The organism is Enterobacter cloacae complex sp. SHL012 (genome assembly GCF_049237505.1).
GTDB lineage: Bacteria > Pseudomonadota > Gammaproteobacteria > Enterobacterales > Enterobacteriaceae > Enterobacter > Enterobacter kobei.
In genome coordinates, this window is record NZ_JBMKIZ010000001.1 from 1,007,559 (window position 1) to 1,030,040 (window position 22,482).

Genomic DNA, 22,482 nt, shown 5'->3' on the forward strand with positions numbered 1-22,482 from the left:
ACGCATAGAAAATCCGGAATCATCAAATAATGGCAGGGCCATCAATATGGAACTTTTGTCGTGTTTGCCGACCCGGGAGTCAGTTTTGTTTCTCTACACGAATAACGTAAACCACCAGGATTTAAGAGGTGCGCAATGAGTGCAACAGCATCGACAGCGCCGCAAAATAAATCACTCGAGTGGATGAACCGCCTTCGCGCGAATCCTAAAATCCCGTTGATCGTGGCAGGCGCTGCCGCTATTGCGATCCTTGTAGCGATGGTTCTATGGGCAAAAAGCCCTGATTACCGCACGCTCTATAGCAACCTTTCCGATCAGGATGGCGGTGCCATCGTCACCCAGCTTACCCAGATGAACATCCCTTATCGCTTTGCCGATAACGGCGGTGCCCTTGAGGTGCCTGCTGATAAGGTCCACGAGCTGCGTCTGCGTCTGGCTCAGCAGGGCCTGCCGAAGGGCGGTGCGGTCGGTTTTGAACTGCTGGATCAGGAAAAGTTCGGTATCAGCCAGTTCAGCGAGCAGGTGAACTACCAGCGTGCGCTGGAAGGTGAGCTGGCCCGCACCATTGAAACGTTAGGCCCGGTGAAGAGTGCCCGTGTGCATCTGGCGATGCCTAAGCCTTCTTTATTTGTTCGTGAACAGAAATCCCCTTCAGCTTCCGTGACCGTGAACCTCGAACCTGGCCGCGCGCTGGACGAAGGGCAAATCAGCGCGGTGACGCATCTCGTCTCCAGCGCCGTCGCCGGTCTGCCACCGGGTAACGTGACGGTGGTCGATCAAAGCGGACACCTGCTGACCCAATCCAATACCGCCGGGCGTGACCTGAACGACGCGCAGCTGAAATATGCCGCAGACGTAGAAAACCGTCTCCAGCGTCGCATTGAAGCGATCCTCGGCCCGGTTGTCGGTAACAGCAACGTGCATGCGCAGGTGACCGCGCAGATTGACTTCTCTAATAAAGAACAAACCGAAGAGCAATACAGCCCGAACGGCGATCCGGCTCAGGCGGTGATGCGCTCGCGTCAGATCAACTCCAGCGAACAGGTGGGCGGCGCCTACCCTGGCGGCGTGCCGGGTGCGCTCTCTAACCAGCCGGCTCCGGCAAACGCGGCACCGATTTCCACGCCGCCGGCCAATCAGCAGAACGGTCAGCAAAATAATCAGCAGACCACCTCAACGACCAGTAACGCCGGTCCACGCACCAGTAGCCGTAACGAAACCACGAACTACGAAGTGGATCGGACGATCCGCCACACTAAACTCAACGTGGGCGATATTCAGCGTCTCTCTGTTGCGGTGGTGGTGAACTACAAAACGCTGGCGGATGGCAAACCGTTGCCGTTAACCGCCGAGCAGATGAAGCAGATTGAAAACCTGACCCGCGAAGCGATGGGCTACTCCGAGAAGCGTGGCGACACCCTTAACGTGGTGAACTCGCCGTTCAACGCGGTTGAAGAGACCGGCGGTGAACTGCCGTTCTGGCAACAGCAGGCGTTTATCGACCAGCTGATGTCCGCTGGACGCTGGCTGCTGGTGCTGATTGTCGCGTGGCTGCTGTGGCGTAAGGGCGTTCGTCCACAGCTCCAGCGTCGTGCTGAAGCAGAAAAAGCCGCTCGCGAACAGATGTCTACGCGTCAGGAAACGGAAGAAGCGGTTGAAGTTCGCCTCAGCAAAGATGAGCAGATGCAGCAGCGTCGGGCTAACCAGCGCATGGGCGCCGAAGTGATGAGCCAGCGCATTCGCGAAATGTCAGATAACGATCCGCGCGTCGTGGCGCTGGTCATCCGCCAGTGGATGGGTAACGAACATGAGTAATACGCTTACAGGCACCGATAAAAGCGTCATCCTGCTGATGACCATTGGCGAAGACCGCGCGGCAGAGGTGTTTAAGCACCTCTCCCAGCGGGAAGTGCAAATCCTCAGTGCGGCCATGGCCAACGTGCGTCAGATCTCCAATAAACAGCTGACCGAAGTGCTGTCGGAATTTGAGCAGGAAGCCGAACAGTTTGCCGCGCTCAACGTCAACGCCAACGACTACCTGCGCTCCGTCCTGGTCAAAGCGCTGGGCGAAGAGCGTGCCGCCAGCCTGCTGGAAGACATTCTGGAAACGCGCGATACCGCCAGCGGGATCGAAACGCTTAACTTTATGGAGCCGCAGAGTGCCGCCGACCTTATTCGCGACGAGCACCCGCAGATTATCGCCACCATCCTTGTCCACCTCAAACGGGGTCAGGCAGCCGATATTCTGGCCCTGTTCGAAGAGCGTCTGCGTCACGATGTGATGCTGCGTATCGCAACCTTCGGTGGCGTCCAGCCGGCCGCGCTGGCGGAGCTGACCGAAGTACTGAACAACCTGCTCGACGGTCAGAACCTCAAGCGCAGCAAAATGGGCGGCGTGAGAACGGCGGCGGAAATCATCAACCTGATGAAAACGCAGCAGGAAGAAGCGGTTATTACCGCGGTTCGCGAATTCGACGGCGAGCTGGCACAGAAAATTATCGACGAGATGTTCCTGTTCGAAAACCTGGTCGAAGTGGACGATCGCAGCATCCAGCGCCTGCTCCAGGAAGTGGACTCCGAATCGCTGCTTATCGCCCTCAAAGGTGCCGAACAGCCGCTGCGCGAGAAGTTCCTGCGCAACATGTCTCAGCGTGCGGCGGATATCCTGCGCGACGACCTTGCCAACCGCGGCCCGGTTCGTCTGTCTCAGGTGGAGAACGAACAGAAAGCCATCCTGCTTATCGTTCGTCGTCTGGCGGAAACCGGCGAGATGGTGATTGGCAGCGGAGACGACACCTATGTCTAATGAGCTGTCGTGGAAGCGCTGGACGCCAGACGATCTGGCCCCTCCCCTTTCGGAATTCACGCCCGCGAAGGTCTCGCCCGCAGAGCCTGACGTCGACGTCGAACAGCCCGAGCTGAGCGAGGAGGAGCAGCAGGCGCAGATGCTGGCGCAGCTGCAAATGCAGGCGCATGAGCAGGGCTACAATGCCGGCCTGAATGAAGGCCGCCAGAAAGGTCACGATCTGGGCTATCAGGAAGGTCTGGCGAAAGGATTAGAGCACGGTATCGACCAGGCGCGTCAGCAGCAGGCGCCGATCCACGCCCGCATGCAGCAGCTGGTCAGCGAGTTCCAGCACACGCTGGACGCGCTGGACAGCGTGATTGCGTCCCGTCTGATGCAGATGGCGCTGGAAGCTGCGCGTCAGGTCATTGGCCAGACGCCTGTGGTGGATAACACGGCGCTGATCAAACAGATTCAGGGGCTTTTGCAGCAGGAGCCGCTGTTCAGCGGCAAACCGCAGCTGCGCGTTCACCCGGACGATCTGCAGCGCGTTGAAGAGAGTCTGGGGGCAACCCTCAGCCTGCACGGCTGGCGTTTGCGCGGCGATCCGTCGTTACACCACGGCGGCTGCAAAGTCTCTGCCGACGAAGGTGACCTGGATGCCAGCGTCGCCACTCGCTGGCAGGAACTGTGCCGTCTGGCGGCACCGGGAGTCGTCTGATGACCGCACGCCTCACCCGCTGGCTCAACACGCTCGACAACTTTGAGACGAAGATGGCGCAACTGCCATCCGTTCGTCGTTATGGACGACTGACGCGCGCGACCGGTCTGGTACTGGAAGCCACCGGCCTACAGCTTCCGCTGGGCGCAACCTGTGTGATTGAGCGTCAGGATGGCTCGGAAACGCGTGAAGTCGAAAGCGAAGTGGTTGGGTTTAACGGTCAGCGACTGTTCCTGATGCCGCTTGAAGAGGTGGAAGGTATTCTCCCCGGCGCCCGCGTCTACGCGAAAAACATCAGCGGCGACGGCCTGCAAAGCGGGAAACAGCTGCCGCTTGGTCCGGCCCTGCTCGGCCGCGTGCTCGACGGCAGCGGGAAACCGCTGGATGGCCTGCCCGCGCCGGACACCACCGAAACCGGGGCGTTGATCACCCAGCCGTTTAACCCCCTGCAGCGTACCCCTATCGAGCATGTGCTGGATACCGGCGTACGGCCGATTAACGCCCTGCTCACGGTAGGACGCGGACAACGTATGGGTCTGTTCGCCGGCTCCGGCGTGGGTAAATCGGTCCTGCTCGGCATGATGGCGCGTTATACCCAGGCCGACGTGATCGTCGTTGGGTTGATCGGTGAGCGTGGCCGTGAAGTCAAAGATTTCATCGAAAACATTCTGGGTGCGGAAGGTCGCGCCCGTTCAGTGGTTATCGCCGCCCCGGCGGATGTGTCCCCCCTGCTGCGTATGCAGGGTGCCGCCTACGCCACCCGTATTGCCGAAGATTTCCGCGACCGCGGCAAGCACGTGCTGCTGATCATGGACTCCCTCACCCGCTACGCGATGGCGCAGCGCGAAATTGCGCTGGCAATCGGTGAGCCACCAGCCACCAAAGGCTACCCGCCTTCGGTCTTTGCCAAACTTCCTGCGCTGGTTGAACGCGCAGGGAACGGCATCAGCGGCGGCGGATCCATCACTGCATTTTATACGGTACTGACCGAAGGCGATGACCAGCAGGACCCGATTGCCGACTCCGCGCGCGCCATTCTCGACGGTCATATTGTGTTATCGCGTCGTCTGGCTGAAGCCGGACACTACCCGGCGATTGATATTGAAGCATCCATCAGCCGCGCAATGACGGCGCTGATCACCGAGAAGCATTACGCCCGCGTGCGTAACTTTAAACAACTCCTCTCCAGCTTCCAGCGCAACCGCGATCTGGTCAGCGTGGGGGCGTATGCCAAAGGCAGCGATCCTATGCTCGACAAAGCGATTAGCCTGTGGCCGCAGCTGGAGGCGTTTTTACAACAGGGCATTTTTGAACGTGCCGACTGGGAAGATTCAATCCAGGCTCTGGAACTGATTTTCCCGCAGGTGTAACACAGGTGGAGGGCGAAGGTCATGGCGCAAAACAGCGCGTTATCAACGCTGAAAGATCTGGCTGAAAAAGAAGTTGATGATGCCGCATTGCAGCTTGGTGCAATGCGACGCGGGTGCCAGCAGGCTGAAGAACAGTTGAAGATGTTAATCGACTATCAGCATGAGTATCGCACCAACCTCAATACCGATATGACCCAGGGCATTGGAAGCCAGCGGTGGATTAACTATCAGCAGTTTATCCAGACGCTGGAGAAGGCGATAGAGCAGCACCGCCAGCAGCTTAACCAGTGGACCCAAAAAGTCGATACCGCGCTGAATTTCTGGCGTGAGAAAAAACAGCGGCTGCAGGCCTGGCAAACCTTACAGGACCGGCAGATCGCAGCCGCGACCCTGGCGGAAAACCGTCTGGATCAGAAAAAAATGGATGAGTTTGCCCAGCGCGCATCAATGAGGAAACCGGAATGATCACACTGCAACAACTGCTGATGAGCGACAGCGACCTGTCGGGCGGGATGCAAACAGGGAAAGGCACCGACGGTGCGCAAGACTTTCTCTCCCTGCTGACGGGTGCCCTGACGGACGCGACGGGCAAGGGCAAAGATGCGCCGCTGACCCTGGCTGACCTGAAAGCCGCTGGCAGTAAGCTGTCAAAAGTCGCTCAGGACACCAAAGGCGATACCGCGCTGCAGGCCAAAATTGCCGACCTGCTCGCGCGTCAGCCAGCCCTGAGTGGCGATGAAACGGCGCAGCTTGCCACACCTGAAACCCTGATTTCCGGGCTGGTGCCGCTGTCAAAGGGCGATGCCCTGAAAACGCTCAATGCGGCCAACAGCAAGGATGACAGCAAAAGCGAACTGAGCGAAGAAGAGCTGGCCGGATTAAGCGCGCTGATGGCAATGCTGCCGCACCAGCAGACTAGCACGCCTCACGCGGCGGGCAGTAACGGCGTTTCCGCAACCTCAACGTTGAGTTCAGCAACGCTTTCGCCAAACGCAGCGGGCCACTCCCCCCTGAACGCGGCAGCGGGAGACCACGATAAAGCGCAGCTTTCCGCACCTTATCAGAGTCAGGCGAAAAACAACGGCCCGGATCTCTCCGCCACTGCGCCAGTCACTCCGGTCGTGGCCGCTGCGGCAGAGAAGCAGGAATTCGCCAGTTCCTCTTCATCATCCTCACCCACGGCTACCCTGGCGCCGATCATGTCCAGTCATGCCACCAGCCAGCCTGCCGCCACCGTTGCCACCGCGCCGGTGTTAAGCCAGCCGCTGGGTACTCACGAATGGCAGCAGTCCCTGAGCCAGCACATCACGCTGTTCACTAAGCAGGGGCAACAGACTGCGGAGCTGCGCCTGTACCCGGAAGATCTGGGCCAGGTGCAAATCTCGCTTAAACTGGATGATAACCAGGCGCAGCTGCAGATGGTCTCGGCACACAGCCACGTGCGCGCGGCGCTGGAAGCGGCACTGCCTGTCCTGCGGACGTCACTGGCAGAGAACGGTATTCAGCTCTCTCAGAGCAGCGTCAGCAGCGAAAGCTTTGCCGGGCAACAGCAATCCTCATCGCAGCAGCATCAGGCTTCACGTTCCGGTCACAACGGCGGATTTAATGAAGAGAGCGAGGAGCTACTGCCCACCCCTGCCGCCCTGCAATCCGCGGCGCGCGGTAACAGCGCCGTAGACATCTTCGCCTAAACGCCAGAGGTAGCGTGATTATCCCCGTCTTTTCCACGCTTTGACGACGGCAGGACACGGGATAATCACCTTATTAAGCTGTACCGAAACAGGAAGCTCGTATCAGATGACAGACTCCGCTATCACCAAAAAAAGTAAGCGTTCCATCTGGATCCCGCTGCTGGTGTTGATCACGCTCGCCGCCTGCGCTACCGCGGGCTATAGTTACTGGCGTATGCAGCAGGAACCTTCAACCGCTGCCGCCAAAGCCGAACCCGCACCGCCGCCGGCGCCGGTCTTTTTCCCTCTGGACACCTTCACCGTTAACCTCGGTGATGCGGATCGTGTGCTGTATGTCGGTATTACGCTGCGCCTGAAGGATGAAGCCACTCGCGCGCGCCTGAATGATTATCTTCCGGAAGTGCGTAGCCGTCTTCTGCTGCTGTTCTCTCGTCAGGACGCCTCCGCGCTGGCCACCGACGTGGGTAAGCAAAAGCTGGTCGACGCCATCAAAGAGACGCTGGCCACCCCGCTGGTAAACGGTCAACCTAAGCAGGAAGTCACTGACGTTCTGTATACAGCCTTCATTCTGCGGTAACGACATGGGCGACAGTATTCTTTCTCAGGCAGAAATCGATGCGCTGCTCAACGGCGACAGCGATAAAAACGATGATCCGCAACCGGGCCTAACGGGTGACGACAATATTCGTCCCTATGATCCGAATACCCAGCGCCGCGTAGTTCGTGAACGTCTGCAGGCGCTGGAGATCATTAACGAACGTTTTGCACGTCAGTTCCGAATGGGGCTGTTCAACCTGTTGCGTCGTAGCCCGGATATCACGGTCGGTGCGATCCGCATTCAGCCGTATCACGAGTTTGCCCGCAACCTGCCGGTGCCAACCAACCTTAACCTGATTCATCTGAAGCCGCTGCGCGGCACCGGTCTGGTCGTGTTTTCGCCAAGCCTGGTGTTCATTGCGGTGGATAACCTGTTCGGCGGCGACGGGCGTTTCCCGACCAAAGTAGAAGGTCGTGAATTCACCCACACCGAACAGCGCGTCATCAACCGCATGCTGAAGCTGGCGCTGGAGTCCTACAGCGACGCGTGGAAAGCGATTAACCCGCTGGAAGTGGAATACGTTCGTTCCGAGATGCAGGTGAAGTTTACCAATATCACCACCTCCCCGAACGATATCGTCGTCAACACGCCGTTCCACGTTGAGATCGGTAACCTGACCGGCGAGTTCAATATCTGTCTGCCGTTCAGCATGATTGAACCGCTGCGCGAGCTGCTGGTTAACCCGCCGCTGGAAAACTCACGCAACGAAGATCAGAACTGGCGTGAAAATCTGGTTCGCCAGGTCCAGCACTCACAGCTTGAGCTGGTGGCTAACTTTGCCGACATCTCAATGCGGTTATCCCAGATCCTGAAATTACAACCCGGCGACGTTTTGCCGATAGACAAACCCGACCGCATTATTGCCCATGTGGATGGTGTCCCCGTGCTGACAAGCCAGTACGGCACGATTAACGGTCAGTATGCGTTACGCGTTGAGCACTTGATCAACCCGATTTTGAATTCGCTGAATGAGGAACAGCCCAAATGAGTGACATGAACAATCCGTCCGATGAAAACAGCGGAGCACTGGACGATCTGTGGGCTGACGCGTTAAACGAACAAAAAGCGACCCCAACGAAAAGCGCAGCGGATGCGGTATTCCAGCAACTCGGCGGCGGTGACGTCAGCGGCACGCTGCAGGATATCGACCTGATTATGGACATCCCGGTCAAGCTGACCGTTGAACTGGGACGCACCCGGATGACCATTAAAGAGCTGCTGCGCCTGACGCAGGGTTCCGTCGTGGCCCTTGACGGTCTGGCGGGTGAGCCGCTGGATATTCTGATCAACGGTTATCTGATTGCCCAGGGTGAAGTAGTGGTGGTTGCCGATAAATACGGCGTGCGTATCACGGACATCATCACCCCGTCTGAACGTATGCGTCGTCTGAGCCGATAAGTATGAAAACCCAGGCAACACTATCGCAACCGTCTGCCGTTCCCGGTTCCCCGCTGCTCCAGGTGAGCGGGGCGTTGTTCGGTATTATTGCCTTTATTCTTATCGCCGCCTGGCTGGCGAAGCGTTTTGGTCTGGCGGGTAAAACCGCCGGCACCCGCGGCCTGAAGGTGAGCGCCAGCACCACGCTGGGGCCGCGTGAACGCGTGGTTATCGTCGAGGTGGACGATGCGCGTCTGGTTTTGGGTGTCACCGCCTCGAACATCAACGTATTACATAAACTGCCGCCCGCCCCTGTCACGGTGGAGGAGCGCGCACAAGCCCCTGCGGATTTTCAGTCCGTCATGAAGAGTTTGCTTAAGCGTTCCGGGAGATCCTGATGCGCCGTTTGTTATCCCTTACGCTTGCGGGCATTGGCCTGTTTGCTCCCGCGGTTTATGCGCAACTGCCCGGTCTGGTCTCAACGCCCATTGCCGGTGGCGGTCAGAGCTGGTCGCTCCCGGTGCAGACGCTGGTATTCATCACCTCGCTGACCTTTATCCCGGCCATCCTGCTGATGATGACCAGCTTCACCCGCATCATTATCGTCTTTGGTCTGCTGCGAAACGCGCTCGGTACCCCTTCCGCGCCGCCAAACCAGGTGCTGCTGGGGCTGGCGCTGTTTTTGACCTTTTTCATTATGTCGCCGGTCATCGATAAGATTTATACCGACGCGTACCAGCCGTTCAGCGAAGATAAAATCTCCATGCAGGAGGCGCTGGATAAAGGCGCACAGCCGCTGCGGGAATTTATGCTGCGCCAGACGCGCGAAGCGGATCTGGCACTCTTTGTCCGCTTGTCCAATACCGGCGAATTGCAGGGGCCGGAAGCGGTACCCATGCGCGTTCTGCTGCCTGCCTACGTCACCAGCGAGCTGAAAACGGCGTTTCAGATTGGCTTTACCATCTTTATTCCGTTCCTGATTATCGACCTGGTGATCGCCAGCGTCCTGATGGCGCTCGGGATGATGATGGTGCCGCCCGCAACCATTGCCCTGCCCTTTAAGATCATGCTCTTTGTACTGGTCGATGGCTGGCAGCTGCTGGTCAGTTCGCTGGCGCAGAGTTTCTACAGTTAAGGAACGGCAATGACACCCGAATCGGTCATGATGATGGGCACGGAAGCGATGAAAATCGCCATTGCCGTTGCCGCTCCCCTGCTGCTTGTCGCGCTGGTTACCGGTCTGATTATCAGTATTCTGCAGGCCGCCACGCAGATTAACGAAATGACGCTGTCCTTCATTCCGAAAATCATCGCCGTATTTGTGGCGATTATCGTGGCCGGACCGTGGATGCTGAACCTGTTGCTGGACTATATGCGCAACCTGTTTACCAATCTGCCGTATATCATCGGCTGACCTGACGATGCTTCACTTCACCAGCGACCAGTGGGTTCAGTGGCTCGGCGTCTATTTCTGGCCGATGCTGCGCATTCTGGCGCTGATCACCACCGCCCCGATTCTCAGTGAGAAATCGATCCCCAAGCGTGTCAAAGTGGGGCTGGGCATTATCATCACCATCATCGTCGCCCCTTCCCTTCCCCCGGTGGATATTCCGATCTTCTCGGCGAATGCGGTGTGGGTGGCATTACAGCAGGTGATGATTGGCGTTGCCGTAGGCTTTACCATGCAGCTCGCCTTTGCCGCCGTTCGCACGGCCGGGGAGCTGATTGGCCTGCAGATGGGCTTATCGTTCGCCACGTTTGTTGACCCCGGCAGCCACCTCAATATGCCGGTGCTGGCGCGCATTATCGATCTGCTCGCCATGCTGCTGTTCCTGTCGTTTAACGGTCATCTGTGGCTTATCTCCATGCTGGTGGATACTTTTCATACGCTGCCGATTGGTGAAAACCCGGTCAACAGCAATGCCTTTCTCGCGCTCACCCGCGCGGCGGGGCTGATCTTCCTCAACGGCCTGATGCTGGCGTTGCCGATTATCACCCTGCTCCTGACCGTCAACCTGGCATTAGGTCTGTTGAACCGCATGGCACCGCAGCTCTCCATCTTTGTGATCGGTTTTCCGCTGACGTTGACGGTCGGAATTTTATTAATGTCATTACTGATGCCCCTTATCGCCCCCTTCTGTGAACACTTATTCGGCGAGATATTCAATCTGTTAGCAGATATTGTCAGCGAGCTGCCACGTAAATAATAGTCCTCACGATTGATATTGTCTTTCTGAGGATATTCCTAAAATAAAACATGAAAAACATCTTCCAGGATATATCTGACGGGGTTTAATTGTTTCTAACCACCTCACAATACTTAATATTTACTTTACTTTAAGAAGATTCCTGGCAAATTATACGTAACTTTACGGGATAGTGAGTCCGCCTGAAAGTCTTTGTCATGCTCACAGGTTTATTATTTTTTTCCATCCCGTATGGCTGTTTTGAGCTCTCAGGCAGATGGTGAATTATCGTTACGCATTGAGTGAGGGTATGCCATGTCAACGATCATTATGGATTTATGCAGCTACACCCGGCTAGGGTTAACCGGGTACCTGGCAAGCAGAGGGGTAAGAAAGAGAGACATCAACGATGCACACACCGTTGACGAACTCGCAGCCGCTTGTGACGAACTAAAACCAGGCGTGGTGTTTATTAATGAGGACTGTTTCATTCACGATCCAGCCAACAGTCAGCACATTAAGCAAATCATTAATCAGCATCCAAAAACTCTGTTTATTGTTTTTATGGCGATCGCGAATATCCATTTCGATGAGTATTTGTTGGTCCGTAAAAATTTATTGATCAGTTCTAAGTCGATTAAGCCCGAGTCGCTGGATGACATTCTGGGTGATTATTTGAATAAAGAAGTTAAAAATGTAGGAGCGGTTAACTTACCCACCCTATCATTAAGCAGGACTGAATCAAGTATGCTGCGAATGTGGATGGCAGGACAAGGAACTATTCAGATCTCTGACCAGATGAATATTAAAGCAAAAACCGTTTCATCACATAAAGGAAATATTAAAAGGAAAATTAAAACGCATAATAAGCAAGTGATCTATCACGTGGTACGTTTGACCGATAATGTGACGAACGGGATTTTCGTCAACATGCGTTAGTGGCTTAAACCCCTTTGCACCCTACCTTTGATCTCTGGCCAGGCCAGAGATTTTTGCTTATGTGGGCGTTGTCGGGCAACCGCAATGCCACCCGACGCTGTGTTACTCCGCTTTTTCGACAAAAATGCCGTCCGGATGCCCCAGTTCATTAAAAAACCAGATGCCGAGCGGGTAGTCTTCCAGTGATACCAGGTACATTGTCCCCTCACTGAACTCTTCAATTGCCAATACCACCCCCGGGCGGCGCGGCCCACCGTCCGTTTTAACGGTAACCCGATCGTTGACCTTCATACATTCCTCCTCTGGTTTTGAGCCAGTGTAGAACAAAACGCATGCGCTGACATCGCTGACGGATGCGAATGCCGTTTTTGTGTGCGGTCTATACTTAACCGTGGACACGTTTATATGAGGTACCCCGTAATGAAGACCAACAAAGCGTATAGCGACACCATCAAGCGCGAAGTCGAAGTGGATGTCGATGCCCTGCTGGCCGCCATCAATGAGATCAGTGAATCCGAAGTACGTCGTGCAGAGGATGATTCCGAGAGGGTGATGGTGAACGGGAGGGATTACCATACCTACCGCGAACTGGCGGAGGCCTTCGAGCTTGATATACACGACTTTAGCGTGACTGAAGCCAATCGTTAGCGCGAAAAAAATCCCGGTCATGGGGATGGCCGGGATCAAAACTTGCTTATGCAAGAAGCACTTGAAAATTCGTTACACCAGGAAATCTGATGTACAAACCACACTATCCCCAACGATTTTGTCTGACAAGCATATATTCTTACGGCGAATATAATATTTTTAACATAATCATTTTTGTTATGAGCAATAACGCACGGTGAATGCGGCTTTGGCTGAATCGCGTCTTATAAAGACGGTTTTCCCTTCAGTATTTTTTTAAGAATATTCTTAGGTAGAAGCGCGTGCGCTTTCAGGAGTAATCATGCTTTCACTTCAGGGTCCCCTGCTGGTTTTTTCCGATCTGGATGGATCGCTTTTGGACATTCATACCTACGAGTGGCAACCCGCGATGCCATGGCTGGACAAACTGCAGGATTATCAGGTGCCGGTGATTCTGTGCAGCAGCAAGAGTGCCGCAGAGATGCTGGATATCCAACAGGATCTGGGCCTGGAGGGGTTACCTTTTATTGCTGAGAACGGCGCGGTCATTCAGCCTGATGTGCGCTGGGAGAGGGGGCAGCGCCAGATCACAGGGATGACGCATCGGGAAATTCATCCGCTTATTGAGCAAATCCGCCAGCAGGCAGTCTTTAAATTCGTCACGTTTGATGACGTGAACGAACGCGTCATCAGCGAATGGACCGGGCTGACGCGCTACCGTGCGGCGCTCGCACGCAAACACGACGCCTCTGTCACGCTCATCTGGCGTGATACCGACGACGCAATGGTCCGCTTTGAAGAGGCGCTGGCGCAAAGGGGTCTGAAATGTCTACAGGGGGCCCGTTTCTGGCACATTCTGGATGCACGCTGCGGTAAAGACGTGGCGGTTAACTGGCTGATTGCGCAGTACCGCGAGCAGGAAGATTGTGTCCCCACCACCCTGGGGCTGGGGGATGGCCCAAACGATGCACCGCTGCTGGACAGCGTCGACTTCGCCGTGGTGATTAAAAGCATAAACCGCCAGGGCATTACGCTACAGAATGATAGCCCTGAACGGGCTTATCACACGCAGCTGAGCGGTCCCTTAGGCTGGCGGGAAGGGATGGATCACTTTTTCTCCTGATCGCTCCAGCACACCCGGTTACGCCCGCTCTGCTTGGCCTGATACAGCCTGTCGTCCGCGGCAGACTGCAGTTGTTCAAAAACATAGTTCTCTTTTTCCTGCGCGCTGGCGACGCCCAGCGAGGCGCTGATGCGAACGGTCGTGCTCTTTTTAACCAGGATCTCCCTGCTGTTGATGCGTGACCGGATGCGCTCCGCGACCCTCCTCCCCTCTTCCAGGCTGCTCCCCGGCAGGACGACGCAAAACTCTTCCCCGCCCACGCGCCCGGCAACATCATTTTTGCGCAGCACGCTGGCAATCAACCCTGCGGCATGGGACAGCACTTTGTCACCCGCCTGATGCCCGTACTGGTCATTAATGCATTTGAAATGGTCAAGATCGATCTGGATCACCGTAAACGGTTGACCCTGTTGTCGACAGTTCTCCGCAATCACTTTTGCGCGCTCAAACAGCGCGCCGCGGTTATTCAGACGCGTGAGGGGATCGTGCCAGGCCTGCCACTGCAGGGAGTGCTGCAGGGTGTACATATTGCTGACCATCCTGCGGATGACCAGCCATGAAACAAGCAGCATGGCGGTAAAGAGCGCCCACAGCAGGGCCAGCACAATACTGATACTGCCAAAGTCACCCTGTACGCCTTCGTGCAACGTATGAACGCGTAAGATCACCCCGTCAAAATGATCGAGTCGCTCCCAGCTAATAAAACGGCTTCCAAGGCGAATACCGCCTCGGGTGTCGTGCTCAATCGCGTGAGCAATTTGCGCCGTTTCAACCTCGTCAAAGCGGTTCACCTGACTGCCGTCCGCTTCTGACGTGGCAATCATGTTCAGACGCGTGTCATACAGTTGATACTCGCCCTCCGTCCGGTCCTGCGTCGCCTCAGTCAGCAGGCGTTTCATGGTGTGTATGGAGAAATCCATCGCTACCACGCCATACCAGTAATGCTCAAAATAGATGGGCACGCTCGCCGTTATCGTGCGCTCCCCATTGCTCCAGGGCGACGGCGCCGAAATAAACCAGCGCACCGCGCGCGCGCGATTGTGGCGTTCTGAGTGTAAGGTAAACCAGGGTTGAGTCACCAGAAAGTAATAGCGGGCGCTGATATCGTCAGCCATGTCAGGCGTGTCTGTCGAAAGATAAAACCCCGCGCGGGAAACGTAGATAATCCGCTCTTCACTTTGCACACCCGACGAGGCCAGGCGCAGTAAATACCCCACTTCCAGCGCGGCAGAAATCTCATTACTGATACGCTCACTATCACGGTTAAGGAGCGTGGACTTTGCAACGAAGGCATCTGACACGCCGTTCAGGGGAAGGGTGCGTTTTTTATCAACGGCCAGCTGCCAGGTTTCATCCGTCCGCACGGCGCTAAAACGAGACACCGCATCGTGCAGGACATCAAACCCCAGGGGGGTCTGTAAGGCATCATGCATGCTGGTGCGAAAAAACAGCATTTTGTCCACGCTGTACTGCAGCTGACGGTCCAGCGACGTGGCGACCGTTTCGAGATGGTTACGCTGGCTGGAGATATACGCCTCCTCCAGGACCACCACCTCACGCCAGGTCAGGAGGGTGGAAAAGACAAGGACGACAAGAAAACAGAGATTAACGATTAACCCCGGATTGCTACGCTTATGCAGCCATTGCAGAAAATATTGTTTTACAACAAAGGTATCGCGCTGCACACACACTCCCTGATTACTGCCTTACACCCGGTACATGAGATAAAAACGCCCGGCAAAGCCGGGCGTTATGTGATTAAGCCTTGTCCCGCTTGTGCTGCCCGTCGCCCGGCTGAAGCTCATCTTCACGAAATGCTTCCCGCTTGATGCTATAGCCATCGTGCCACCGACACTCCACCATTCCGCTAGAATAGCCTGTGACAATCATACGTGGGCCACCTTTCTTAGGCTTAACTTCATCACTGACCAAAAAGACCATACCTGCCTCCTGTATCAGGGTGAAACTGTTTCAATTTAGACGAGGAATAGTCTTTTTGCATACCACAACAGGTAACAATTAGTGCGCAGAACCGCGCATTTTTTCGACCAGTTTCACCGCCGCCACCACGATAGCGCCAACGATAAAGCCCAGCACAAGATTAAGCAGCGTCGGCAGAATAGCGGCCACCACGCTCCCCTGCGCCGAGGAGAACTGTTCGATCGCATGGTGCAGCGGAGCAATGCCGTGGACCACAATACCGCCCCCCACCAGGAACATCGCCAGGGTGCCAACCACCGACAAGCTCTTCATCAACCACGGTGCCAGCGTCAGTAAGCTTTTACCGATGCCTTTTGCCACCGCGCTTGATTTCTCCTCCAGCCAGTAGCCGATATCATCCAGCTTCACGATCAATCCGACCAGACCGTACACGCCGACGGTGACCAGAATGGCGATGCCGGAGAGGATCAACACCTGATTGAGCAGCGGCGCATCGGAGACAATGCCCAACGTAATGGCGACGATCTCTGCCGAGAGAATAAAGTCGGTCCGAATGGCGCCTTTGACTTTATCGCGCTCGAAGGTTTTCGGATCCTGCGCGGCCAGCGCGTCCAGACGCTGCTGGCGCATCTCCGGCGTGTCGTTCTGCTTGCGTGCGCTGAAGGAGTGCAGGACTTTCTCCACGCCTTCAAAGCATAAAAATGCCCCGCCAATCATCAGCAACGGCGTGATGGCCCAGGGAATAAATGCACTGATCAGCAGCGCCAGCGGCACCAGGATCACTTTATTCAGAAACGAGCCTTTTGCCACGCCCCACACCACCGGCAGTTCGCGGTTAGCCCGTACACCGCTCACCTGTTGAGCGTTAAGCGATAAATCATCCCCCAGCACACCCGCGGTTTTCTTCGCCGCCAGTTTCCCCATCACGGAAATATCATCCAGTAAGGTGGCAATATCATCCAGCAATGTTAATAAGCTACTTCCTGCCAAAATCGTGATCCTTCTTTTTTTGGTAATTAAGTGAATAGTATGGAGCAAAAGCGCAAACGCGGAAACAGGCACCTCACGTCAACAAAAAATTCACATCAACTACACAATTAAAGGGCTCGCCAGCACGATAGTTTTCGCGTTTACTATCAGCGACCTTTTTATTTCGTCGTGAGGGATTATGCGTTTCCGGCAACTGCTACCGCTCATCGGGGCACTTTTTTCGCTTTATATCATCTGGGGTTCGACCTACTTTGTCATTCGCATCGGCGTGGAAAGCTGGCCGCCGCTGATGATGGCGGGCATTCGTTTCCTCTCGGCGGGCGTGTTGCTGCTGGCCTTTCTGCTGCTGCGCGGTCATAAGCTACCGCCGCTGCGCCCGATGCTCAACGCCGCCCTGATTGGCCTGCTGCTATTGGCGGTAGGGAATGGGTTTGTGACCATTGCCGAGCACCAGAACGTACCGTCGGGGATCGCCGCCGTGGTCGTTGCCACCGTACCGCTGTTTACCCTCTGCTTCAGCCGTCTTTTTGGCATCCGTACCCGCAAGCTGGAATGGCTGGGGATTGGCATCGGCCTGGCGGGCATTATTCTGCTCAACAGCGGCGGTAACCTGAGCGGCAATCCGTGGGGCGCGATCATTATTCTTATCGGCTCAATGAGCTGGGCGTTTGGTTCGGTATACGGTTCGCGTATCGAACTGCCAACCGGCATGATGGCGGGGGCGATTGAGATGCTTGCCGCGGGGATCGTGCTTCTGATTGCCTCCATGCTGACGGGGGAAAGGCTGACGACCATGCCGGATCTGTCGGGCTTCCTGGCGGTCGGGTATCTGGCGCTGTTTGGTTCGCTCATTGCAATCAATGCCTACATGTTCCTGATCCGCAATGTGTCTCCGGCGGTTGCCACCAGCTATGCCTACGTCAACCCGGTCGTGGCCGTGCTGCTCGGTACCGGGCTCGGCGGGGAAACGCTCTCTCCGGTTGAGTGGTTAGCATTAGGGGTGATTGTTTTTGCCGTCGTGCTGGTGACGCTGGGCAAATATTTACTGCCGGCGAAGCCCGTGATTACGCCTTGCGGGGTGGAGAAACCGTAAGCGCGTGGATCCCCTGTGTGTCGATCTGCGCGGTGTGTCCGCCGCCGCAGATCCACTCTTCCAGCCGTTCGCGCAGATCGGCATCGTTCAGTTTTAGCCGCCCTCTCAGCGCACACTCCCAGACGATCAGCACGCGCCAGCCCTGCGCGATAAGCGTGGTGAGATCCCGCGCGTCGCGCGCAACGTTCTTGCCAATCTTCTCCAGCCAGAAATCAGTGCGCGTTGCCGGAACTTTAAACAGGTAACAGTCGTGATGATGCCAGAAACAGCCGTGGGTAAAGATAAGGCACTGATACGCGTCGATGACGAAATCCGGTCGCCCCGCCAGCGCGGCATCCTGCACGCGGAAATCAAACCCCGCCTGCGTCAATAATCCGGCCAGACGCTTTTCAATGGCGGTATCACGCGTGCCGATGGCACGCATGTTTTTGCTGCGCGTTGCCTTATCGTGAACGTCCGTCATTGACGGCCTCACTCTGGCGGAGTGCCACCGCCTGCCGGATACGTGAGGCCAGCAGTTTTGCCACCGCCGCAAACGCGGGCACCACCACCGAGTTACCAAACTGACGGTATGCCTGAGTGTCCGACACCGGAATACGGAAACTGTAGCCCTGCGGCGTTTCAAAGCCCATCAGCCGGGCACATTCCCGCGGTGTGAGGCGTCGTGGACGGTGGAGCTGGTTTTGCGGATCGTCGAAATCCTTCTCGCCCAGCGCTTTATCCCAGCCTCTGTCGATCAGGATTTCCGCGCCGTCTTTATAATAACGGGCGGACAAGGTGCGGGTCACGCTGTGCGGATCGTGAGGATTAACCATGCCAAATCCGAAGCCGTTGCCTTTTGCCTGATGCTTTTTGGCATAGCGGTAGAGGTATTTCCACAGAACGGGCGTAAGGATAAATTTCGCATCGACCACAGGCTCCAGCAGGTCGGCGACGGTTGGACGACGCTCGGGATACAGAGACGGGATATCCCGCAGGGTAAAATCTCCCTTCAGATTGAGATCGCGGCGGAAGCCGACCAGCACAATGCGCTCGCGATGCTGGGGCAGGAAATGTTTCCCGTCAATGATTTTTGGGTCATCCGCGCCCATATCCTCAGAATCGGCCACGTCGTAACCCAGCTCATCCAGAGTCTGCATAATAATGCGGAAGGTTTTTCCGCCGTCATGGCTCTTTAAGTTTTTGACGTTTTCCAGCACAAAAATGGCCGGACGGCGGGCGTCAATGATGCGGGCCACATCAAAAAACAGCGTTCCCTGCGTATCGCAGGCGAAACCGTGGGCGCGACCGAGGGCATTCTTTTTCGATACGCCGGCCAGCGAGAAAGGCTGGCAGGGGAAGCCAGCCAGCAGCACGTCGTGCGCCGGGATCGTCTGACGAATATGCCCGGCGGCCTGTTCATCCGTGACGCCGCTTTTATGGCTCAGGGTGACATCACGGATATCGGCGTTGAAGTGATGTTCGTGCGGATCGCAGTACCAGTTCGCTTTATAGGTGCGTACCGCATGTTTGTTCCACTCGCTGGTAAACACGCACTGACCGCCGATGGCTTCAAAACCGTGCCGGATCCCACCGATACCGGCGAACAGATCGATAAAGCGGAATGCATAGTCCGGGTGCGCGGCAGACGGACGCGGAAGCAGGTTTTGCAGATAACGAAACTCACCGTCGCTCAGGCGGCGCCCTGCCCGCTCGCTGGTCAGCAGTCGCTTAAGGATGGCCGGGCTCCAGTGGCTCTCACCGTGCGCTATCAGCTGGTTCGCCAGCGTTTTGACATCATAAATATCCAGCAGCTGGCGCAGTAATGCCTGCACCGTTGCCGTTGATTTCTCAGCCTGCTCTGGCGCGGGCCCTGTCACTGATCGATTTTCCTGCATTCTTTTAACCGGAGAATAAAGACTGGGAACAGATTACCACAGTTCAGTTGGGCAAACTGCGACAGAAGCGGTGCTGAATCTGGCTATCCAGCCCGATGCAGTCGCCCTGTAATTCGGCACTGAGTTTCGCCATAAAGTGAACGAGAAAATCGGCGTTATGTTGTGCGAGCTCGCGCCCGACGTCGGTTTGCATTGTATCAGGCAAGCGCAGCAGCTTAGTCTGAAAATGATCGAGGGCAAATGCCCGGTCATCCAGCGAGCGCGCATCGGCAAAGGGATCTTCCGCGTCAAACAGTGCCACGCCCAGCGCCCCCGAGACGGCAAACACGCGCGCCAGGCCAATCGCGCCCAGCGCTTCGAGACGATCGGCGTCCTGGACAATTTTGGCCTCGATACTTTGCGGCGCAATACCCGCGCTGAAACTGTGCGCCTCGATGGCATGCTCCACGGCGGCAAAGCGATCCGGCGGAAAGTCCGGGAAATCGCGGTGCAGAATGTCCCGCGTTTTGCGCGCCGCCAGACGCGATGACTGACTGCGTTCAGGATGATTTTTCGGCAGGCTAACGATGTCGTGAAAATAGCAGGCGGTCAGGACCACCAGCGGATCGGCCTGATGATGAATCATTATTTTGCGGGCCGTCATCCAGACGCGTCGGAAGTGCGAAATATCATGCGCACTGTCTTCGCTGGCGTGATGTTCATCAAGCCAGGATTCAAAACGCTGCTGCCACTGTATGGGTTCCATCATTCTATCCTGTGACGAAAACAGGCTGTGGATTATAACACAGCCGAATTAAATGATTTAAAAAATAGAAATGAGAAATACTTAATAATAATTATGCGCAATGTATTCAGTTCATTAATTCACATGAAAAATAATGAGAGCTTTAGAAATATTTTGCAATATCTTTACCGATTTAATTACATTTATTTTTGAACCAAAATAACAATCCATAGAATAGTATCAAAACCGTAATTACGGAGGGTAATTACATATATTCATATAAATTATCTTTAAAGGGAATATATAATGAAAAGAAAAGTTCTGGCAATCCTGGTACCCGCATTATTAATGGCTGGCGCAGCAAATGCGGCTGAAATTTATAATAAAAACGGCAACAAAGTTGACCTGTATGGCAAAGTTGATGCGCGTCATACCTTCTCTGACAACCCTGGTGACGACGGCGATGAAACCTATGTACAGGTGGGTTTCAAAGGCGAAACTCAGATTACTAATGAGCTGACGGGTTACGGCCAGTGGGAATATAAAACCTACGCCAACGATACTGAAAACGCAGGTGGTAACTCTTTCAACCGTCTGGCGTACGCTGGCCTGAAATATGGCGAATACGGTTCATTTGATTATGGCCGTAATTATGGCGTGGTGTATGACGTTGAAGCCTGGACCGATATGCTGCCAGTATTCGGCGGTGATTCTTACACCTGGACCGATAACTTCATGAACGGCCGTGCTAACGGTCTGGCAACCTACCGTAATAGTGATTTCTTCGGTCTGGTTGAAGGTCTGAATTTCGCACTGCAGTATCAGGGGGCGAATGAAGGTGCTAACGCGAATGAAGATCAGGAAGGCACCAAAAACGGTCATAACAAAGTACGTTTCCAGAACGGTGACGGCTTCGGTATGTCTACCTCCTATGATTTCTCTGGCGACCTGTCCGGCCTGAGCCTGGGTGCGGCGTACTCGTCTTCTGACCGTACCAATGAGCAGGTTGCAAACGGCAAACGCTTTGAAGGTGTCGGGTTTGCGGATGGCGAAAAAGCCGAAGCCTGGACTGTTGGCGCGAAATACGATGCAAACAGCATCTACCTGGCGATGATGTATGCGGAAACCCGCAACATGACGCCATTCGGTGACGTTGGTGTCGCAAACCAGACTCAAAACTTTGAAGCGGTTGCACAGTACCAGTTCGACTTTGGTCTGCGTCCTTCCCTGGCATGGGTTTACTCAAAAGGTAAAGACCTGGATGGTCAGGGCTTCAACCAGGATCTGGTTAACTACATTGACCTGGGCATGACTTACAGCTTCAACAAAAACTTCTCCACCTATGTTGATTACAAAATCAACATGCTGGATCAGGATGAAGCGCTGTATGATGCGTACGGTATCTCTACCGACGACATCGTTGGCGTAGGCATGACCTACCAGTTCTAATCCCCAAAAATACTAAAGCCCGCACTCGCGGGCTTTTTTTCATTTATAAGAGCCGAATTTACGGCGCTTCCTGCAACGCCACGCGAATAAACCCGTTATTCTGCGCCAGCAGTTCGTGGGCTTTCCATGCATCCAGCCCGGTCAGTACCATCAGGACTGCCGTTTTACAGTTATGGTTACAGCTCTCCAGCGCGGCTTTTGCCTGCGCCCGGGTGCAGCCCCCCGCCTCCATCACAATGGCAATTTGTCGTTCGGCCCATTTGGTATTGCGTGCCTCCAGATCCACCCGCAGGTTGCTGTAAACGCGCCCGGTCCGCACGGCCAGCCCGGTGGTGACCATCGAGAGGATCATTTTTTGCGCAATACCCGCTTTGGTATTGCTAAAGCCTGCCACCACATCAGCTCCCAGCGCCGGGGCAATCACCATGCTTGCCAGCTGCGCCGCTTCACTTTGTGCATCACCGGTTATGATGGCGACCGGTGACCCCAGCGACCATGCATGGCGCATTGCACCCCAGACCCACGGCGTTTTTCCGCTAACGGTGACCGCCAGCATCATATCGTGTTCACCAAACTTAATGGCCTGCAGATCGGCAACGCCACGCTCGTAGCTCCCTTCCCCTTCCTGTGCCGTCACGGCAATCACGGGGGTTTTGCCCGGCGCATATTCATCGGCAGCCTGTTGTGCGACACGGCCAGACGGCCCCGCTCCAACAATAACCAGACGGCCCCCGTGACTAAGAGTCGCCGCGGCGTTATCCACCACGCGGGCGATCGTCGTTAAACAGGGGGATATTGCAGCGGAAATGAGTGCATCTTCCTGGTGAATGACCTTCAGCATGTCCAGCGTGGACAATCTATCAATATTCATCGTGCTGGCGTGCCGTCTTTCCTTGACCGAACCGGTAAGCATAATGCTCATAAACAGCCTCCTTATTATGAGTACCCACACACTATAAAGTGTTTTATATGGATGACCTGCGAGGAGGGT

At 55.5% G+C, this 22,482-nt stretch carries 25 protein-coding genes and 1 pseudogene; 18 read left to right on the top strand and 8 right to left on the bottom strand.

All coding sequences use genetic code 11. From position 1 onward, the window contains the following. The first annotated feature begins 135 nt into the window (after window positions 1-135). The 14 genes and pseudogenes from fliF to rcsA all read left to right on the top strand — a co-directional run bounded on the left by fliF (window position 136) and on the right by rcsA (window position 11,667). Window positions 136-1,815, top strand: coding sequence for a flagellar basal-body MS-ring/collar protein FliF (gene fliF / locus ACOTY9_RS04850; RefSeq protein WP_023330812.1), 1,680 nt, complete (start codon window positions 136-138; stop codon window positions 1,813-1,815). Continuing rightward, window positions 1,808-2,806, top strand: a complete 999-nt coding sequence (gene fliG, locus ACOTY9_RS04855) for a flagellar motor switch protein FliG (RefSeq protein WP_008500327.1) — start codon at window positions 1,808-1,810, stop codon at window positions 2,804-2,806. Before fliF ends, fliG begins: the two co-directional genes overlap by 8 nt. Further along, the gene (gene fliH, locus ACOTY9_RS04860) at window positions 2,799-3,506 is read left to right on the top strand and encodes a flagellar assembly protein FliH (protein WP_248196888.1); all 708 of its coding nucleotides are present in this window, start codon (window positions 2,799-2,801) and stop codon (window positions 3,504-3,506) included. Before fliG ends, fliH begins: the two co-directional genes overlap by 8 nt. Further along, a complete protein-coding gene (gene fliI, locus ACOTY9_RS04865) occupies window positions 3,506-4,876 on the top strand; it encodes a flagellar protein export ATPase FliI (protein WP_179121031.1) in 1,371 nt (456 codons plus the stop codon). The genes fliH and fliI overlap by 1 nt, the downstream gene beginning before the upstream one ends. A gap of 21 nt (window positions 4,877-4,897) precedes the next feature. Then, window positions 4,898-5,341 carry a flagellar export protein FliJ gene (gene fliJ / locus ACOTY9_RS04870; protein ID WP_014884395.1) on the top strand — a complete coding sequence of 148 codons (444 nt, stop codon included), beginning with the start codon at window positions 4,898-4,900 and terminating at the stop codon, window positions 5,339-5,341. Further along, window positions 5,338-6,567: a flagellar hook length control protein FliK gene (gene fliK / locus ACOTY9_RS04875; RefSeq protein ID WP_348565401.1), complete on the top strand. Its 1,230-nt coding sequence runs from the start codon at window positions 5,338-5,340 to the stop codon at window positions 6,565-6,567. Before fliJ ends, fliK begins: the two co-directional genes overlap by 4 nt. Window positions 6,568-6,673: 106 nt before the next feature. Continuing rightward, complete coding sequence (gene fliL / locus ACOTY9_RS04880) at window positions 6,674-7,144, top strand: flagellar basal body-associated protein FliL (RefSeq protein ID WP_014884397.1); 471 nt, start codon at window positions 6,674-6,676, stop codon at window positions 7,142-7,144. 4 nt (window positions 7,145-7,148) lie between these two features. Continuing rightward, entirely contained in the window at window positions 7,149-8,153 is a 1,005-nt protein-coding gene (fliM, locus tag ACOTY9_RS04885) for a flagellar motor switch protein FliM (protein ID WP_014884398.1), read from the top strand. Next, on the top strand, window positions 8,150-8,563 hold the full coding sequence (fliN, locus tag ACOTY9_RS04890; protein ID WP_014884399.1) for a flagellar motor switch protein FliN: 414 nt from the start codon (window positions 8,150-8,152) through the stop codon (window positions 8,561-8,563). Before fliM ends, fliN begins: the two co-directional genes overlap by 4 nt. Window positions 8,564-8,565: 2 nt before the next feature. Next, window positions 8,566-8,940: a flagellar biosynthetic protein FliO gene (fliO, locus tag ACOTY9_RS04895; protein WP_014884400.1), complete on the top strand. Its 375-nt coding sequence runs from the start codon at window positions 8,566-8,568 to the stop codon at window positions 8,938-8,940. Beyond that, complete coding sequence (fliP, locus tag ACOTY9_RS04900) at window positions 8,940-9,677, top strand: flagellar type III secretion system pore protein FliP (protein ID WP_014884401.1); 738 nt, start codon at window positions 8,940-8,942, stop codon at window positions 9,675-9,677. Before fliO ends, fliP begins: the two co-directional genes overlap by 1 nt. Before the next feature lie 9 nt (window positions 9,678-9,686). Then, on the top strand, window positions 9,687-9,956 hold the full coding sequence (fliQ, locus tag ACOTY9_RS04905; protein ID WP_008500315.1) for a flagellar biosynthesis protein FliQ: 270 nt from the start codon (window positions 9,687-9,689) through the stop codon (window positions 9,954-9,956). Between the two features lie 7 nt (window positions 9,957-9,963). Continuing rightward, window positions 9,964-10,765: pseudogene (fliR, locus tag ACOTY9_RS04910) on the top strand (flagellar biosynthetic protein FliR). A gap of 278 nt (window positions 10,766-11,043) precedes the next feature. Continuing rightward, a complete protein-coding gene (gene rcsA / locus ACOTY9_RS04915; RefSeq protein WP_008500313.1) occupies window positions 11,044-11,667 on the top strand; it encodes a transcriptional regulator RcsA in 624 nt (207 codons plus the stop codon). Window positions 11,668-11,769: 102 nt separating this feature from the next. Here rcsA and dsrB read toward each other — a convergent pair whose 3' ends face one another. Further along, a complete protein-coding gene (dsrB, locus tag ACOTY9_RS04920; RefSeq protein WP_013097741.1) occupies window positions 11,770-11,958 on the bottom strand; it encodes a protein DsrB in 189 nt (62 codons plus the stop codon). Between the two features lie 129 nt (window positions 11,959-12,087). Here dsrB and yodD point away from each other — a divergent pair, with 129 nt between their 5' ends. Together yodD and ACOTY9_RS04930 are read left to right on the top strand one after the other, a co-directional pair. Further along, entirely contained in the window at window positions 12,088-12,315 is a 228-nt protein-coding gene (gene yodD, locus ACOTY9_RS04925) for a YodD family peroxide/acid resistance protein (RefSeq protein WP_348565732.1), read from the top strand. 301 nt (window positions 12,316-12,616) lie between these two features. Continuing rightward, complete coding sequence (locus ACOTY9_RS04930) at window positions 12,617-13,417, top strand: mannosyl-3-phosphoglycerate phosphatase-related protein (protein WP_088126598.1); 801 nt, start codon at window positions 12,617-12,619, stop codon at window positions 13,415-13,417. Here the strand turns inward: ACOTY9_RS04930 and dgcQ are convergent. The 3 genes from dgcQ to ACOTY9_RS04945 all read right to left on the bottom strand — a co-directional run bounded on the left by dgcQ (window position 13,402) and on the right by ACOTY9_RS04945 (window position 16,351). Then, window positions 13,402-15,102 carry a cellulose biosynthesis regulator diguanylate cyclase DgcQ gene (gene dgcQ, locus ACOTY9_RS04935; RefSeq protein WP_088126597.1) on the bottom strand — a complete coding sequence of 567 codons (1,701 nt, stop codon included), beginning with the start codon at window positions 15,100-15,102 and terminating at the stop codon, window positions 13,402-13,404. The genes ACOTY9_RS04930 and dgcQ overlap by 16 nt on opposite strands. A gap of 73 nt (window positions 15,103-15,175) precedes the next feature. Continuing rightward, window positions 15,176-15,358 carry a YodC family protein gene (locus ACOTY9_RS04940; RefSeq protein WP_008500307.1) on the bottom strand — a complete coding sequence of 61 codons (183 nt, stop codon included), beginning with the start codon at window positions 15,356-15,358 and terminating at the stop codon, window positions 15,176-15,178. Window positions 15,359-15,436: 78 nt separating this feature from the next. Further along, window positions 15,437-16,351: a DUF808 domain-containing protein gene (locus ACOTY9_RS04945; RefSeq protein ID WP_349675070.1), complete on the bottom strand. Its 915-nt coding sequence runs from the start codon at window positions 16,349-16,351 to the stop codon at window positions 15,437-15,439. 175 nt (window positions 16,352-16,526) lie between these two features. Here ACOTY9_RS04945 and yedA point away from each other — a divergent pair, with 175 nt between their 5' ends. Then, window positions 16,527-17,441, top strand: coding sequence for a drug/metabolite exporter YedA (gene yedA, locus ACOTY9_RS04950; RefSeq protein WP_014884407.1), 915 nt, complete (start codon window positions 16,527-16,529; stop codon window positions 17,439-17,441). Here the strand turns inward: yedA and ACOTY9_RS04955 are convergent. The 3 genes from ACOTY9_RS04955 to ACOTY9_RS04965 form a co-directional block, all read right to left on the bottom strand. After that, a complete protein-coding gene (locus ACOTY9_RS04955; RefSeq protein ID WP_348565400.1) occupies window positions 17,413-17,904 on the bottom strand; it encodes a very short patch repair endonuclease in 492 nt (163 codons plus the stop codon). The two genes, yedA and ACOTY9_RS04955, sit on opposite strands and share 29 nt — an antisense overlap. After that, the gene (locus tag ACOTY9_RS04960) at window positions 17,885-19,300 is read right to left on the bottom strand and encodes a DNA cytosine methyltransferase (RefSeq protein ID WP_348565731.1); all 1,416 of its coding nucleotides are present in this window, start codon (window positions 19,298-19,300) and stop codon (window positions 17,885-17,887) included. Before ACOTY9_RS04960 ends, ACOTY9_RS04955 begins: the two co-directional genes overlap by 20 nt. 61 nt (window positions 19,301-19,361) lie before the next feature. After that, entirely contained in the window at window positions 19,362-20,063 is a 702-nt protein-coding gene (locus ACOTY9_RS04965; protein WP_032636112.1) for a phosphohydrolase, read from the bottom strand. A 285-nt stretch (window positions 20,064-20,348) separates the two neighbouring features. Here ACOTY9_RS04965 and ompC point away from each other — a divergent pair, with 285 nt between their 5' ends. After that, window positions 20,349-21,491, top strand: a complete 1,143-nt coding sequence (gene ompC, locus ACOTY9_RS04970; RefSeq protein WP_045281544.1) for a porin OmpC — start codon at window positions 20,349-20,351, stop codon at window positions 21,489-21,491. A 58-nt stretch (window positions 21,492-21,549) separates the two neighbouring features. Here the strand turns inward: ompC and ACOTY9_RS04975 are convergent, their stop codons facing one another. Then, window positions 21,550-22,413, bottom strand: coding sequence for an N-acetylmuramic acid 6-phosphate etherase (locus tag ACOTY9_RS04975; RefSeq protein WP_176260784.1), 864 nt, complete (start codon window positions 22,411-22,413; stop codon window positions 21,550-21,552). Window positions 22,414-22,482: the final 69 nt, after the last annotated feature.